The sequence below is a fragment of the Streptomyces sp. NBC_00691 genome (assembly GCF_036226665.1).
Taxonomy (GTDB): domain Bacteria; phylum Actinomycetota; class Actinomycetes; order Streptomycetales; family Streptomycetaceae; genus Streptomyces.
In genome coordinates this window covers 2,364,441-2,379,451 of the sequence record NZ_CP109007.1, presented here as the reverse complement: position 1 = coordinate 2,379,451, position 15,011 = coordinate 2,364,441, and the positions used below count along the sequence as shown (strand labels likewise).

Annotated in this window: 11 protein-coding genes; 7 read left to right on the top strand and 4 right to left on the bottom strand. The window is 70.4% G+C overall.

Features of this window, described 5'->3' with window-relative positions:
* The first annotated feature begins 157 nt into the window (after window positions 1-157).
* Window positions 158-3,286, top strand: coding sequence for an efflux RND transporter permease subunit (locus OG392_RS10685; protein ID WP_329277962.1), 3,129 nt, complete (start codon window positions 158-160; stop codon window positions 3,284-3,286).
* 72 nt (window positions 3,287-3,358) lie between these two features.
* Here OG392_RS10685 and nadA read toward each other — a convergent pair whose 3' ends face one another.
* Window positions 3,359-4,567: a quinolinate synthase NadA gene (nadA, locus tag OG392_RS10680; protein ID WP_329277960.1), complete on the bottom strand. Its 1,209-nt coding sequence runs from the start codon at window positions 4,565-4,567 to the stop codon at window positions 3,359-3,361.
* A 271-nt stretch (window positions 4,568-4,838) separates the two neighbouring features.
* On the opposite strand from nadA, the gene OG392_RS10675 reads away from it, so the two are divergent.
* Window positions 4,839-5,195, top strand: coding sequence for a HesB/IscA family protein (locus OG392_RS10675; protein WP_015033024.1), 357 nt, complete (start codon window positions 4,839-4,841; stop codon window positions 5,193-5,195).
* 85 nt (window positions 5,196-5,280) lie between these two features.
* On the opposite strand, the gene OG392_RS10670 is transcribed toward OG392_RS10675, so the two are convergent.
* Window positions 5,281-6,807: a hypothetical protein gene (locus tag OG392_RS10670; protein WP_329277959.1), complete on the bottom strand. Its 1,527-nt coding sequence runs from the start codon at window positions 6,805-6,807 to the stop codon at window positions 5,281-5,283.
* Window positions 6,808-6,873: 66 nt separating this feature from the next.
* Window positions 6,874-7,080, bottom strand: coding sequence for a hypothetical protein (locus OG392_RS10665; protein WP_148004440.1), 207 nt, complete (start codon window positions 7,078-7,080; stop codon window positions 6,874-6,876).
* 133 nt (window positions 7,081-7,213) lie between these two features.
* Here OG392_RS10665 and OG392_RS10660 point away from each other — a divergent pair, with 133 nt between their 5' ends.
* Window positions 7,214-8,188, top strand: coding sequence for a carbohydrate kinase family protein (locus OG392_RS10660; RefSeq protein ID WP_329277957.1), 975 nt, complete (start codon window positions 7,214-7,216; stop codon window positions 8,186-8,188).
* A 272-nt stretch (window positions 8,189-8,460) separates the two neighbouring features.
* Here the strand turns inward: OG392_RS10660 and OG392_RS10655 are convergent, their stop codons facing one another.
* On the bottom strand, window positions 8,461-9,858 hold the full coding sequence (locus OG392_RS10655) for a cysteine desulfurase/sulfurtransferase TusA family protein (protein WP_329277955.1): 1,398 nt from the start codon (window positions 9,856-9,858) through the stop codon (window positions 8,461-8,463).
* Window positions 9,859-10,540: 682 nt separating this feature from the next.
* On the opposite strand from OG392_RS10655, the gene ctaC reads away from it, so the two are divergent.
* The 4 genes from ctaC to OG392_RS10635 all read left to right on the top strand — a co-directional run bounded on the left by ctaC (window position 10,541) and on the right by OG392_RS10635 (window position 15,007).
* The gene (gene ctaC / locus OG392_RS10650) at window positions 10,541-11,506 is read left to right on the top strand and encodes an aa3-type cytochrome oxidase subunit II (RefSeq protein ID WP_329277953.1); all 966 of its coding nucleotides are present in this window, start codon (window positions 10,541-10,543) and stop codon (window positions 11,504-11,506) included.
* Window positions 11,503-13,239, top strand: a complete 1,737-nt coding sequence (gene ctaD / locus OG392_RS10645; protein ID WP_329277951.1) for an aa3-type cytochrome oxidase subunit I — start codon at window positions 11,503-11,505, stop codon at window positions 13,237-13,239. The genes ctaC and ctaD overlap by 4 nt, the downstream gene beginning before the upstream one ends.
* Entirely contained in the window at window positions 13,236-13,634 is a 399-nt protein-coding gene (locus tag OG392_RS10640; RefSeq protein WP_329277949.1) for a cytochrome c oxidase subunit 4, read from the top strand. The genes ctaD and OG392_RS10640 overlap by 4 nt, the downstream gene beginning before the upstream one ends.
* Before the next feature lie 119 nt (window positions 13,635-13,753).
* Window positions 13,754-15,007, top strand: a complete 1,254-nt coding sequence (locus OG392_RS10635; RefSeq protein WP_329277947.1) for a L,D-transpeptidase — start codon at window positions 13,754-13,756, stop codon at window positions 15,005-15,007.
* Window positions 15,008-15,011 lie beyond the last annotated feature (4 nt).

The following is a 15,011-nucleotide window of genomic DNA, read 5'->3' as shown; positions in this document are numbered from 1 at the left end:
GCGCGGGATAAGGATGTGGACCCGGGGGGCGAGGACTTCCGGCCCTCGATGGCAGATCGTAGAGAACGGTGGGGCACCCCCGGCGGATCCAGCGGATCCGGGCCGGGGTCTTGGCTGCTCCCGCCTGTCGACGAGTACGCCAAAGAAGAGAGACCCCATGTCCTGGCTGTCCAGGTTCAGCCTCGCGCAAAGGGCCCTGATCGGGCTGATCTCCATCGTCGCCCTGCTGTTCGGGGCGATCGCGATACCTCAGCTGAAGCAGCAGCTGTTCCCCTCGATCGAGCTGCCCATGGTCTCGGTCCTCGCCCCCTACCAGGGTGCCTCTCCCGATGTGGTCGAGAAGCAGGTCGTCGAGCCCCTGGAGAACAACCTCAAGGCCGTCGACGGCCTGAAGTCGGTCACCTCCACGGCCTCCGAGGGCATGGCGCTCATCATGGCCTCCTTCGACTACGGCGACGAGTCGACGAAGCAGCTGGTCGCCGACGTCCAGCAGGCCGTCAACCGGGCCCGCGCCGAACTGCCCGACACGGTCGACCCGCAGGTCGTGGCCGGCTCCACGGACGACATCCCGACCGTCGTCCTCGCCGCCGCCTCCGACCAGGACCCGCAGGCGCTCGCCGACCTGCTGGACCGCACCGTCGTGCCCGCCCTCGAAGGCATCGAGGGCGTCGGCCAGGTCTCCGTCACCGGCGTCCAGGACCTCCAGGTCTCCGTCACCCCGGACGAGCGCAAGCTCGCCGCGGCCGGTCTCACGACCATGAAGCTCGGTGAGGCCCTCCGCTCCGGCGGCGGCACCCTCCCGGCCGGCTCCTTCTCCGAGACGGGCAAGAGCCGCACCATCCAGGTCGGCGGCGGCTTCACCTCGCTGCGGCAGATCGAGGACCTCCGGATCCCGGCGGCCACCCCCGGCAAGGGCAAGGCGGTCCGCCTCGGGGACGTCGCCACCGTCCGGCAGGAGGAGTCGCCGCGCGTCTCCCTCACCCGGACCAACGGCAAGGCCAGCCTCGCCGTCATGGCCACCATGGACAAGGACGGCAGCGCCGTCGCGATCTCCGACGCCGTCGCGGAGAAGCTGCCCGAGCTGCGCGCCGACCTCGGCGCGGGCGCCGAGCTGACCGTCGTCTCCGACCAGGGCCCGGCCGTCGCCAAGGCCGTCTCCGGCCTGACCACCGAGGGTGCCCTCGGCCTCGTCATGGCCGTCCTGGTGATCCTGGTCTTCCTCGCGTCGATCCGGTCCACCCTGGTCACCGCGGTCTCCATCCCGCTCTCGGTCGTCCTCGCGCTCATCGTGCTGTGGACCCGGGACCTCTCGCTCAACATGCTGACCCTAGGCGCGCTCACCATCGCCATCGGCCGGGTCGTCGACGACTCGATCGTGGTCCTGGAGAACATCAAGCGTCACCTCGGCTACGGCGAGGAGCGGCAGGCCGCCATCCTCACCGCGGTCCGCGAGGTGGCGGGCGCCGTCACCTCCTCGACGCTCACGACCGTCGCCGTCTTCCTGCCGATCGGTCTGACCGGCGGCATGATCGGCGAGCTGTTCGGCTCGTTCTCGCTGACGGTCACGGCGGCCCTGCTGGCCTCGCTGCTCGTCTCCCTGACGGTCGTCCCGGTCCTGTCGTTCTGGTTCCTGCGCGCCCCCAAGGGCACCCCGGAGGACCTGGCGGAGGCCCGCAGGCTGGCCGAGGAGAAGGAGGAGAAGAGCCGTCTCCAGCGTCTGTACGTGCCGGTCCTGAAGTTCGCGACCCGGCGCCGGCTCACCAGCCTCGCCATCGCGTTCGCCGTCCTGATCGTCACCTTCGGCATGGCTCCGCTCCTGAAGACGAACTTCTTCGACCAGGGGGAGCAGGAGGTGCTCAGCATCCAGCAGGAGCTGGCGCCCGGCACCGCCCTCGACGCCTCCGACGCGGCCGCGAAGAAGGTCGAGAAGCTCCTCGCGGACACCGACGGCGTGAAGGACTACCAGGTCAACGTCGGCTCGTCCGGCTTCATGGCGGCCTTCGGCGGCGGCACCGGCACCAACCAGGCCACCTACCAGGTCAGCCTGGAGGAGTCCGCCTCCTTCGAGAAGACCCGTGACGCCATCGAGAAGGGCCTCGCCGCCCTCGACGGCATCGGCGACACCAAGCTCTCCGCCGGTGACGGCTTCGGCAGCCAGGACCTGAGCGTGGTCGTCAAGGCCGCCGACGCCGAGGTCCTCCAGAAGGCCTCGGAGCAGGTCCGGGCCGCCATCGCGGGCATCAAGGACGTCACCGACGTCCAGAGCGACCTCTCGCAGTCCGTGCCGCGCATCTCGGTCAAGGCGAAGCCCGAGGCGGCCGACGCCGGCTTCGACTCCGCCTCGCTCGGCATGATCGTCGGCCAGGCGGTCCGGGGCGCCCCGACCGCCAAGGCGATCCTCGACGACAGCGAGCGGGACGTCCTCATCACCTCGGCGAAGCCGGTCACCACCCTGGCCGGGCTCAAGGCGCTGCCCCTCGGCCCGGTGAAGCTGGGCGACATCGCCACCGTCGAGCTCGTCCCCGGCCCGGTGTCCATGACCCGGATCGACGGCGCCCGCGCCGCGACGATCACGGCCAAGCCGGTCGGCGACAACACCGGCGCGGTGAGCGCCACCCTGCAGCAGAAGATCGACGCGCTCGACCTGCCCGAGGGCGCCACCGCCAGCATCGGCGGTGTCTCCGAGGACCAGTCCGAGGCCTTCCTCAACCTGTTCCTGGCGATGCTCGCGGCCGTCGCGATCGTCTTCATGCTGCTCGTCGCGACCTTCCGGTCGCTGATCCAGCCGCTGATCCTGCTGGTCTCGATCCCGTTCGCCGCGACCGGCGCGATCGGTCTCCTGGTGGTCACCGACACCGCGATGGGCGTCCCGGCGATGATCGGCATGCTGATGCTCATCGGCATCGTCGTCACGAACGCGATCGTCCTGATCGACCTGATCAACCAGTACCGGGCACAGGGTCTCGGCGTCGTCGAAGCGGTGATCGAGGGTGGCCGGCACCGGCTCCGCCCGATCCTGATGACCGCCCTGGCGACGATCTTCGCCCTGCTGCCGATGGCGCTCGGCATCACCGGTGAGGGCGGCTTCATCGCCCAGCCGCTGGCCGTGGTGGTGATCGGCGGTCTGATCACGTCGACGCTGCTGACGCTGCTCCTCGTCCCGACGCTCTACGCGATGGTGGAGCTCCGCAAGGAGCGCCGCGCGAAGAAGAAGGCGGCGAAGAGGGACGCCACGGCGGGCGACGCGTCCGTCCCGCCGCAGGCGAAGGAGCCGGCCGCGGTCTGACCCGTACGGCACGAGGAAGGGGCGCCCCGCGATCACGCGGGGCGCCCCTTCGGCGTACGGACCGGAGGACCGTTACGGCAGAGCGAGCATCCGCTCCAGCGCGAGCTTCGCGAAGCTCTCCGTCTCCTTGTCGACCTGGATCTGGTTGACGAGGTTGCCCTCGGCCAGCGACTCCAGGGTCCACACCAGGTGCGGCAGGTCGATGCGGTTCATCGTCGAGCAGAAGCAGACCGTCTTGTCGAGGAAGACGATCTCCTTGTCCTGATCGGCGAATCGGTTCGCCAGACGGCGGACCAGGTTCAGCTCCGTGCCGATCGCCCACTTGGAACCGGCCGGGGCCGCCTCCAGGGTGTTGATGATGTACTCGGTCGAGCCCACGTAGTCGGCGGCGGCGACGACCTCGTGCCGGCACTCGGGGTGGACGAGCACGTTCACGCCCGGGACGCGCTCGCGGACGTCGTTGACCGAGTCCAGCGAGAAGCGGCCGTGCACCGAGCAGTGACCCCGCCACAGGATCATCTTGGCGGCGCGCAGCTCCTCGACGGTCAGCCCGCCGTTCGGCTTGTGCGGGTTGTACAGGACGCAGTCGTCGAGGGACATGCCCATGTCGCGGACGGCCGTGTTGCGGCCCAGGTGCTGGTCCGGCAGGAACAGCACCTTGGTCGTGCCGGGCTCCCCCTGCTCGAAGGCCCAGTCCAGGGCGCGCTCGGCGTTGGACGAGGTGCAGATCGTGCCCCCGTGCTTGCCGGTGAAGGCCTTGATGTCGGCCGAGGAGTTCATGTACGAGACGGGCACGACCTGGTCGGCGATGCCGGCCTCGGTCAGCACGTCCCAGCACTCGGCGACCTGCTCGGCGGTGGCCATGTCGGCCATCGAGCAGCCGGCCGCGAGGTCGGGCAGGACGACCTTCTGCTCGTCGCCGGTCAGGATGTCGGCCGACTCGGCCATGAAGTGCACGCCGCAGAAGACGATGTACTCGGCCTCGGGCTTGGCCGCCGCGTCACGCGCGAGCTTGAACGAGTCGCCGGTGACATCGGCGAACTGGATGACCTCGTCGCGCTGGTAGTGGTGGCCGAGCACGAAGACCTTGTCCCCGAGCTTCTCCTTGGCAGCGCGGGCGCGCGCCACCAGGTCCGGGTCGGAGGGCGACGGCAGATCGCCGGGACACTCCACGCCGCGCTCGCTCTTCGGGTCGGCCTCGCGACCGAGCAGAAGCAGGGCGAGCGGCGACGGCTGGACGTCGAGATCATGACGGGCTTGGGCCGTGGTCACGTCACGCACCCTTTCTTCGGAGAACCTTTTCGTCGAAATGACGCTATCTATCATAACCGCTTCACGTCACGTTGACGATGTCCATAGTGTCGATGTGACGAATTCGCGGTCGCCGACGCCGGGCTCCGTCGCCCCCACCGGTGACCTCGGCCGTCCCCGCTTCGGGACAGGGTGTGCGAGCATGAAGAGAGAAAGACCCCACACGGCCCGGAATGAATCCGGGGCACCGTCGGTTGCAACCGTCGGCAAGCAGTCTCCGTACACACCGGGAGAGAAGCAGATGTCCGTATCGGACGAGAAGACCACTGTCAGCGACGGCATCCTCCTGTCCGACGCCGCCGCGGCCAAGGTCAAGGCCCTCCTCGACCAGGAAGGCCGCGAGGACCTGGCCCTGCGCGTCGCCGTTCAGCCCGGCGGCTGCTCCGGCCTGCGTTACCAGCTGTTCTTCGACGAGCGTTCGCTCGACGGCGATGTCGTGAAGGACTTCGACGGCGTCAAGGTCGTCACCGACCGCATGAGCGCCCCGTACCTGGGCGGCGCCTCGATCGACTTCGTCGACACCATCGAGAAGCAGGGCTTCACCATCGACAACCCGAACGCCACGGGTTCCTGCGCCTGCGGCGACTCGTTCAGCTAAGCCGCGCACGGCTGTACATGTCCGAGGGCGGCGGCCCGGGAGAGATCCCGGGCCGCCGCCCTCGGTCGTACCCGCCCGCCCGTTCTCAGCGGCGCGGCACCGCCTCGCCGCTCGCCGCGTCGACCACCGGCCGGTCGCCCAGCGGGCTCCCCAGCGTCACCGTCGTCGTGAAGTCCTTGGCGATCATGATGCAGACCCGGTCGGGATCGGTCTTCTCCACGATCCGCACCGTCACCCGGTCCGGCTGCTCGTCGGCCTTCACGGTGTACGTGCTGCACACCCCGCCCCAGAAGGTGACGGCCAGCTCCTTGCCGCCCCCCTGGACTCGGACGGACTCGACGACCCGCGCGGCCTGCGCACCGTCACCGGGAGGGGGCGTGGGCGCCGGCGTCGGTTCCTGGGAGGGCTTCTCGGGGGGTACCAGGTACTCCGGAGCCACCGCCGTCCGCACCACCGTGTACGGCGCGCCCTCGGCCGGGTCCGCGGTGAACAGCCACGACGGTACGAGCACCCGCTCACCCGCCACGTCCCGCGCCGCCAGCCCGAAGACCGCGGCGGTCACCGGCACCTGGTCGGGCGCGGCCCTGTCCACGATCGTCTGGCAGGGCGGAGTGGGCTCGACGTGCCCCGGCGCGGGCTTCCCGCCGGTCCGGGCGTCCTCCGTCCTCCCGTTCCCGTCCACGCCGGGCGGGGCCGTGGGGCAGCGCCCCACACCGATCGGGCCGGTGCCCTTCGAGTCCTCGTTCAGCGCGGCGAGCGCCTTCGCCGCCCCGATCACCGGGTACGTGGCGCCCTCGGCCGGATCCTTGAGCGTCCCGCTCCCGGAGACCGCGCGGCCGTCCCGGGCGATGTGCAGCCCCGTCGACCAGCCGTACGTCGGCAGCCCGCCCACCACCGGATCGGCGTTGACCACCCGCACCGAACCGTTCACCACACCGGTCGCGGTGACCTTGGCATCGTCCTGGCCCAGCGCCTTCAGGATCGGCGCGGCCGCCGCCTTCGCCGCCGCCTCGCTGAGCGGTGTGCCGCCCGGCGCGGGCTTCGACTCGCCCGGCGGCGGGCAGGCCTTGCCCTTGAGGCAGGCGTCGCCGGCCGGACCGCCGTCGTACCAGGAGTACGTCCAGTTCCCGGGCGCCTTCCGTGCCACGTCGAGGCGGGCTCCCGAACCGTCCTTCTCGGGCCGGATCGTCCAGACCTCACCCACCAGTGAGGGACTCCCGGAGATGCCCAGCGCTTCGGCCAGCCTGGTCACCTCCGCCGAGGTGACCAGGCCCTCGGGCCGGTGGACCGCGGCCGAGGAGGGCCCTTGGGGGAGTGGGCCCTTGGCTGTGTAGACGGTCCCGTTCGGGCCGCCTCCGGGGTCGGGCTCGCCGGGCGCGATGCCCGGACCGCCCCGTGTGTCGCCACCGGTGGTGGCATCGCCGCTGTCGCCCTCCAGGCGCAGCGGGGGCGGCGGACCGGTCGCCTCGGCGGCCCTGGCGGCCGCGCCGGTTCCGTCACCGGATGCCGTGGTGGCGAGGTAGACGCCACCGCCCCCGGCGAGCAGCACACCCGCCGCCACCGAGGCCGCGATGACGCTCCGCCGCCTCTGTACGTTCTCCGTTCCGCTCACCGCAACGCTCCCTCGTCTCGACCGGACGCCGATGGGACGGAGCGGGTGCGCGGACGGTTCCGTCCCTCAGCCGCCGTATTCGGCGGTCGCGTCGATGAGCCGTGCCGAGGCCGCCGGGACGACGACCCCGTGGATCAGCGCGGGGGAGACCGGAGCGGGCGCCGGAGCGGCGGGAGTCACCCAGTGCGGAGCCATCCGCGCGCCGTCGCCCCGCAGGTCGGCGAGGCTCGGCTCGGACTCGTGTCGCTCACGTGAAGCGGGGTAGATGGTCATGGGCGCACCGTATGCACCGCACGCCCCCGGGGAAAAGACCTACTCTGGGGTAGTTTCCACTGTTCGGCAGTGAGGCCACCAGCCGGTAGCGTGAAAGTCCGTCATTGCCGCCTTCCCGCAGGAGCACCCCGCCGTGCGTATCGCAGTCACCGGCTCCATCGCCACCGACCACCTCATGACCTTCCCCGGCCGGTTCGCCGACCAGCTGGTGGCCGACCAGCTGCACACGGTGTCCCTCTCGTTCCTCGTCGACAACCTCGACGTCCGGCGCGGCGGCGTCGGCCCCAACATCTGCTTCGGCATGGGCCAGCTCGGCGGCACCCCGATCCTGGTGGGCGCGGCCGGCTACGACTTCGACGAGTACCGCGGCTGGCTCGACCGCCACGGCGTCGACACCGGCTCGGTCCGCATCTCCGAGGTCCTGCACACGGCCCGCTTCGTCTGCACCACGGACAAGGACCACAACCAGATCGGCTCCTTCTACACGGGCGCGATGAGCGAGGCCCGGCTGATCGAGCTGAAGGCCGTCGCCGACCGGGTGGGCGGGCTCGACCTCGTCCTCATCGGCGCCGACGACCCCGAGGCGATGCTCCGCCACACGGAGGAGTGCAAGACGCGCGGCATCCCCTTCGCCGCGGACTTCTCGCAGCAGATCGCGCGGATGGACGGCGACGAGATCCGCACGCTCCTGGACGGCGCCACGTACCTCTTCTCCAACGAGTACGAGAAGGGCCTCATCGAGTCCAAGACGGGCTGGACCGACGCCGAGATCCTCGCCCGCGTCGGCCACCGCGTCACCACGCTCGGCTCGCGCGGCGTGCGCATCGAGCGCGTCGGCGACACGCCGATCGAGGTCGCGTGCGCGGAGGAGACGGCGAAGGTCGACCCGACCGGCGTCGGCGACGCGTTCCGCGCGGGCTTCCTGACGGGCCTGTCCTGGGGTGTGGGCCACGAGCGTGCGGCGCAGGTCGGGTGCATGCTCGCGACGCTGGTGATCGAGACGCTGGGAACGCAGGAGTACACGCTGCGGCGGACGAACTTCATGGACCGCTTCAAGAAGGCGTACGGCGAAGAAGCGGCGACAGAGGTCCAGTCCCACCTGTCCTGACCCTCGCCGCCCTCGCCGCCCTCGCCGCCCTCGCCGCCGTCGTCGTGGGCGGTCGTCCCGCCCTGGGGGCACCCCCGGACGAAGTCTGGGGGAGGGACGACGGTCCACACGGCGGTCGGCGACGGGAGCGCGGCCCCGGCAGGCGTGAGGGTGGCGCGGGCGGCACCCCCACGAGGCGTGCGCGCGCGGCAGGCGGACGGGCCGCGCGACCGGGGACTGCGCGACGCGGCTCCGCGAGCCCCGCGGTCGCGGACCGGCACGGCGCCGGAGCGTCAGCTCACCCGGCGTACCACGTACGCCACCCCGCCCCCCGCCGCAGGCGACTCGCCCAGGTACTCCTGCCCCCGCATCTCGCACCAGGCCGGAATGTCCAGCCGCGCCGCCGCGTCGTCCGCCAGGACCGTCACCGTCCCGCCCACCGGCACGTCCCCGATGACCTTCGCCAGTTCGATCACCGGGATCGGGCAGCGCCGGCCGAGCGCGTCCACCACGAGGGAGTCCGGTCCCGGCGCGACCGCCGGTGACGTCACCGGCGCGCCGAGCCGCTCCCGTACCCCCGCCACCACCCCCGGCAGCACCTCCAGGAAGCGGTCCACGTCCTCCTCCGCCGTGCCGGCGGGCAGCGACACCCGGACGTTCCCCTCGCTCAGCACCCCCATCGCGCGCAGCACATGGCTGGGCGTCAGCGTCGAGCTCGTGCACGAGGAACCGGACGAGACGGAGAACCCCTCCCGGTCCAGCTCGTGCAGCAACGTCTCCCCGTCGACGTACAGACAGGAGAACGTCACCAGATGGGGCAGTCGCCGCACCGGGTCTCCCACCACCTCCACGTCCGGGACGAGCTCCGGCACCCTCGCCCGGATCCGGTCCACCAGGGCCCGCAGCCGGGCCCCCTCGGCCGCCGCCTCCGCTCGTACCGCCCGCAGCGAGGCCGCCGCCGCCACGATCGCCGGCAGGTTCTCGAAACCGGGCGCCCGGCCCGACTCCCGCTCGTCCGAAGGGCCTTGCGGCGCGAACCGCACGCCCTTCCGCACCGCGAGCAGCCCCACACCGGCCGGCCCGCCCCACTTGTGCGCGCTCGCCGCGAGCAGCGACCAGCCGCCCTCCACCGGTCCCCAGCCCAGCGACTGGGCCGCGTCCACGAGCAGCGGCACGCCCGCCGCCCGGCAGGCCTCGGCCACCTCCGCCACCGGCTGCTCGGTCCCCACCTCGTGGTTGGCCGACTGGAGGCACGCCAGGGCGGCCGGGCCCGCGTCCCCGGAGTCGAGCGCGGCCGCGAACCCGTCCGCGTCCACCGCTCCCGTCCGCCCCACAGGGACCTCCGTCACCGCTCCGCCCGCCGCCGCGTGGCTCTCGGCCGCGTGCAGTACGGAGGAGTGTTCGACCGCGGAGACCACGACCCGGCTTCCGACACGCCGACGCCCCGCGAGAGATCCCGAGATTCCCGCGTGAACCGCGCGCGTCCCCGAAGGAGTGAATACGAGCTCGTCGGGTCGGCACCCCACGGAGTCCGCCGCCGCCTCCCGCGCGGCGTCGAGCAGCAGCCTGGCACGCCGCCCCTCCCGGTACAGCCGGGCCGGATCGGCCCAGCCCTCGTCGAGGGAGGCGAGCAGCGCCTGGCGGGCGACGGGGTGCAGCGGGGCGGCGGACGCGGCGTCGAAGTACGGCATCCGCCCACGGTAGGGCCTGGCCCCGGACGGCCTTCGCCCACCCGGCGCGACGCCACGCCGCACCCGGGCCACACCGCGCCGCACCCGCGCCACGCCAGGCCGCCCGGGCCATGCCGGCCGCCCGCCCGGGCCACGCCGCACGGACCGGCTGGGGCCATGCCACCCCCCTGACCAGCGGCCCCCGGGCCATGACACGCCGCTCACCCCACGCCGCTCACCCCGAGCCGCCCACCCGACCGCCCGCCCCAGGCCGCGCCCCCCGCCCGAGCCCCTCGCACGCGCCGCCCGCACCAGACCAGGACCGACCGCCCCCGGGCACCCCCGCGCCGCGCCCGGACCGAAGCCCCGGTCCATCCGGCCCCGCGCCCGCACCGGCCCCCGCCGAGCCCGCCGCCGCGCCCGTCCGCCCCACCCCCGTGAGCCCTCGTCAGAACCGCCTCGCCGTACACCGGCAGACCGCCGAACGGACGCGTCCGACCCCCCTGCGGAACCCCGGAGTCCACCCCTTCGGGGACTCGGACGGCGCGTTGGGCACCCTCCCCGCGCGACCCCAAATAGCGTCCAGTAGGGTTTGGTCCGCATAAACATCCAAACCCCTGCCCGCGGCCGGGGCGGCGACCGACCAGCGAGACGGACGGCCGTGGCCGACCAACGCGGGCCGAGACTCTCGGGAAGGCGCTACGTGAGTCCCAACGGCTCCGACCGCTCGTCGCGGCGCCCGATGCGGCGGAAGCTGCCGCAGGTGCTGACTGCGGGCCTGATCCTGGCGACAGCCACGGGCTGCTCGTACAACTGGGAAGACTTCCCCCGCCTTGGTATGCCCACCCCCGTCACGGAAGAGGCGCCTCGGATCCTCTCCCTGTGGCAGGGCTCGTGGGCTGCCGCGCTCATCACCGGAATCCTGGTGTGGGGCCTGATCATCTGGTCCGTCATCTTCCACCGGCGGAGCAGGACCAAGGTCGAGGTACCTCCGCAGACCCGTTACAACATGCCCATCGAGGCGCTGTACACGGTCACCCCCCTCATCATCGTCTCGGTGCTCTTCTACTTCACCGCGCGCGACGAGTCGAAGCTCCTCGAGCTCACCCCGAAGCCGCCCCACACGGTCAATGTGGTCGGCTACCAGTGGAGCTGGGGCTTCAACTACGTCGAGAACGTGCCCGGTGTGAAGGGCGACGCCAAGACGGACAAGAACCTCGCGGCCATCCCGGACAAGTTCCAGGACGACTTCCCGGACAACGCCGGCGGCGTCTACGACGCCGGTGTCCCGGGTGACCGCAACCCGCAGACCGGCAACCCGGGTCCGACCCTGTGGCTGCCGAAGGGCGAGAAGGTCCGGTTCGTCCTGACCTCCCGTGACGTCATCCACTCCTTCTGGGTGGTCCCCTTCCTCATGAAGCAGGACGTCATCCCGGGTCACACGAACTCCTTCGAGGTCACCCCGACGCAGGAAGGCACCTTCCTCGGCAAGTGCGCCGAGCTGTGCGGTGTCGACCACTCCCGGATGCTCTTCAACGTCAAGGTGGTCTCCCCGGAGCGCTACCAGCAGCACCTGAAGGAGCTGGCCGAGAAGGGGCAGACCGGCTACATCCCGTCTGGCATCGAGCAGACGGACCCGGCCAGGAATGCGGAGAAGAACCAACTGTGAGCATCCACAACGAAACCCAGGGTGCCGCCGCAGCTGAGGACTCGTACGAGAACGAGCTGCCCGTACGGCGCAAGCAGCCCGGCAACGTCGTGATCAAGTGGCTGACCACCACCGATCACAAGACGATCGGGACGATGTACCTGGTCACGTCGTTCGTCTTCTTCTGCATCGGCGGACTCATGGCGCTCTTCATGCGCGCCGAGCTGGCCCGTCCGGGTACGCAGATCATGTCGAACGAGCAGTTCAACCAGGCGTTCACGATGCACGGCACGATCATGCTGCTGATGTTCGCGACGCCGCTGTTCGCCGGTTTCGCGAACTGGATCATGCCGCTGCAGATCGGCGCGCCCGACGTGGCGTTCCCGCGGCTGAACATGTTCGCGTACTGGCTGTACCTCTTCGGCTCGATCATCGCGGTGGCCGGCTTCCTCACCCCGCAGGGTGCGGCCGACTTCGGCTGGTTCGCCTACTCCCCGCTGTCGGACGCCGTCCGCTCGCCGGGTGTCGGCGCCGACATGTGGATCATGGGTCTGGCCTTCTCCGGCTTCGGCACGATCCTCGGTTCGGTCAACTTCATCACCACGATCATCTGCATGCGCGCTCCGGGCATGACGATGTTCCGCATGCCGATCTTCACCTGGAACGTGCTGCTGACCGGTGTTCTGGTCCTGCTCGCCTTCCCGGTCCTGGCGGCCGCGCTGTTCGCCCTGGAGGCGGACCGCAAGTTCGGTGCCCATGTCTTCGACGCGGCCAACGGCGGCGCCTTGCTGTGGCAACACCTCTTCTGGTTCTTCGGACACCCAGAGGTGTACATCATCGCCTTGCCCTTCTTCGGCATCATCTCCGAGGTCATCCCGGTCTTCAGCCGCAAGCCGATGTTCGGCTACATCGGTCTGGTGGCCGCGACCATCGCGATCGCCGGCCTGTCCGTGACCGTGTGGGCCCACCACATGTACGTCACCGGTGGCGTGCTCCTCCCGTTCTTCTCCTTCATGACGTTCCTCATCGCCGTGCCGACGGGCGTGAAGTTCTTCAACTGGATCGGAACGATGTGGAAGGGCTCGTTGTCCTTCGAGACACCGATGCTCTGGACGATCGGCTTCCTGATCACCTTCACCTTCGGTGGTCTGACCGGCGTCATCCTGGCCTCGCCGCCGATGGACTTCCACGTCTCCGACTCGTACTTCGTCGTCGCGCACTTCCACTACGTCGTCTTCGGCACCGTGGTCTTCGCGATGTTCGCCGGCTTCCACTTCTGGTGGCCGAAGTTCACGGGCAAGATGCTGGACGAGCGGCTCGGCAAGATGACGTTCTGGACGCTGTTCATCGGCTTCCACGGCACCTTCCTCGTGCAGCACTGGCTCGGTGCCGAGGGCATGCCGCGTCGTTACGCGGACTACCTCGACGCCGACGGCTTCACGGCCCTGAACACGATCTCGACGATCTCTTCCTTCCTGCTCGGTCTGTCGATCCTGCCGTTCCTCTACAACGTCTGGAAGACCGCCAAGTACGGCAAGAAGATCGAGGTCGACGACCCGTGGGGCTACGGCCGTTCGCTCGAATGGGCGACGTCCTGCCCGCCGCCGCGGCACAACTTCCTCACCCTGCCGCGGATCCGTTCGGAATCCCCGGCGTTCGATCTGCACCACCCTGAGATCGCGGCTCTCGACCAGCTCGAGAACAAGGGTCACGTGGCCGAGGCCCTCACGGGCGGCAAGGAGGCCGGCAAGTGAAGATCCAGGGCAAGATGTTCATCTGGCTGAGCGTCTTCATCCTCGCCATGGCCGTCCTGTACGGCGTGTGGTCGAAGGAGCCGGTCGGCACGACGGCGCTGTTCCTGGCGTTCGGCCTCTCCATCATGATCGGCTACTACCTGGCCTTCACGGCCAGGCGTGTCGACGCGATGGCGCAGGACGACAAGGAGGCCGACGTCGCGGACGAGGCCGGTGAAGTGGGCTTCTTCGCCCCGCACAGCTGGCAGCCGCTGTCGCTGGCCGTCGGTGGCGCGCTCGCCTTCCTCGCCATCGCGATGGGCTGGTGGATCCTGTACTTCTCCGCCCCGCTGATCCTCGTCGGCCTGTTCGGCTGGGTCTTCGAGTTCTACCGCGGTGAGAACCAGAACCAGTAGCGGTACCCCGCTCCACCGGAGCGCCCGAGGGGCCCGGACACTTCGTCATCGAAGTGTCCGGGCCCCTCTTTTGCCGCACTCGACGCGCTGGTGCGGAGGACAGTCCTTAGCGTGAGGTCATGAACGACACGCCGCGCATTCGGACTGTTCTGAGCTGCACTCTTCTGGCCGTCAGCGTCACCGCGGCCGCCACGTCGTGTGCCGGTTCCGACGGCCATCCGCTGTCGGCGAGGGCGTACGACGCGGCGGATCAGCTCGCGGTCAGCGCTCCCGCGGACGGCGCCAAGGCGGACCCCGAGAAGCCTCTGGAAGTCACCGCCAAGGGTGACGACGGCAGGATCACCGACGTCACCGCCATAGACGCCTCCGGCCACCATCTGGCGGGCGAACTCACCGCCGACGGACGGCGCTGGCGCTCCACGGCCGCCCTGGCGGCCGGCGCCCGCTACACGGTCCGCGTCGCCACCGAGGACGAGGACGGCGCTCCAGGCGCCCGTACGTTCACGTTCGAGACGGCACCGGCCAAACGGGCGCTCACCGTGGCATTCGGCCCCGAGGCGGGCACATACGGCGTCGGACAGCCCATCACGGCCGAGCTCAGCCTCCCCGTCAAGGACCGCACGGCCCGTGCCGTCGTCGAACGGGCCCTCAAGGTCCGCTCCACGCCGTCCGTCGAGGGCACCTGGTACTGGGTGGACGACAAGAAGCTGCACTTCCGCCCGAAGGAGTACTGGCCGGCCGGCGCACAGGTCACGGTCACCGGGAACCTGGACGGACTCAAGGTCGGCGACAAGCTCTACGGCGGCGCGTCCAAGTCGCTGAAGCTCACGATCGGCGACCGGATCGAGGCCGTCGCGGACGCCGGGTCGCACTACATGACCGTGCGGCGCAACGGAGAAGTGATCAATACCATTCCGGTGACCACCGGCAAACCGGGCTTCTCCACCCGAAACGGCATCAAAGTGGTGCTCGGCAAGGAGTACTACGTCAGGATGCGCGGCACCAGCATCGGCATCGCCGAAGGCAGCTCCGAGTCGTACGACCTGCCCGTCTACTACGCCACCCGGGTCACCTGGAGCGGCGAGTACGTCCACGCCGCGCCCTGGTCGGTCGGCTCGCAGGGCGTGGCGAACGTCAGCCACGGCTGTGTCGGCATGTCGACCGGGAACGCGGCCTGGTTCTACGAGACCGTCCGCCCCGGCGACATCGTCCGCGTCGTCAACAGCTACGGCGACACGATGGACACCTTCGGCAACGGCTTCGGCGACTGGAACCTGCCGTGGGCCAAGTGGCGGGAGGGCAGCGCCCTGGTGGAGGCCGCCGGAAACCCGGTGGCCCCCACGGAGAAGGCCCGCCTCAGGCCCTCGATCTGATCAG

Bases quoted from the DNA above. Each gene is read 5' to 3' on its own strand.
- OG392_RS10685 (WP_329277962.1), top strand. From the start codon at position 158: ATGTCCTGGCTGTCCAGGTTCAGCCTCGCGCAAAGGGCCCTGATCGGG.
- OG392_RS10675 (WP_015033024.1), top strand. From the start codon at position 4,839: ATGTCCGTATCGGACGAGAAGACCACTGTCAGCGACGGCATCCTCCTG.
- OG392_RS10665 (WP_148004440.1), bottom strand. From the start codon at position 7,080: ATGACCATCTACCCCGCTTCACGTGAGCGACACGAGTCCGAGCCGAGC.
- OG392_RS10655 (WP_329277955.1), bottom strand. From the start codon at position 9,858: ATGCCGTACTTCGACGCCGCGTCCGCCGCCCCGCTGCACCCCGTCGCC.
- OG392_RS10635 (WP_329277947.1), top strand. From the start codon at position 13,754: ATGAACGACACGCCGCGCATTCGGACTGTTCTGAGCTGCACTCTTCTG.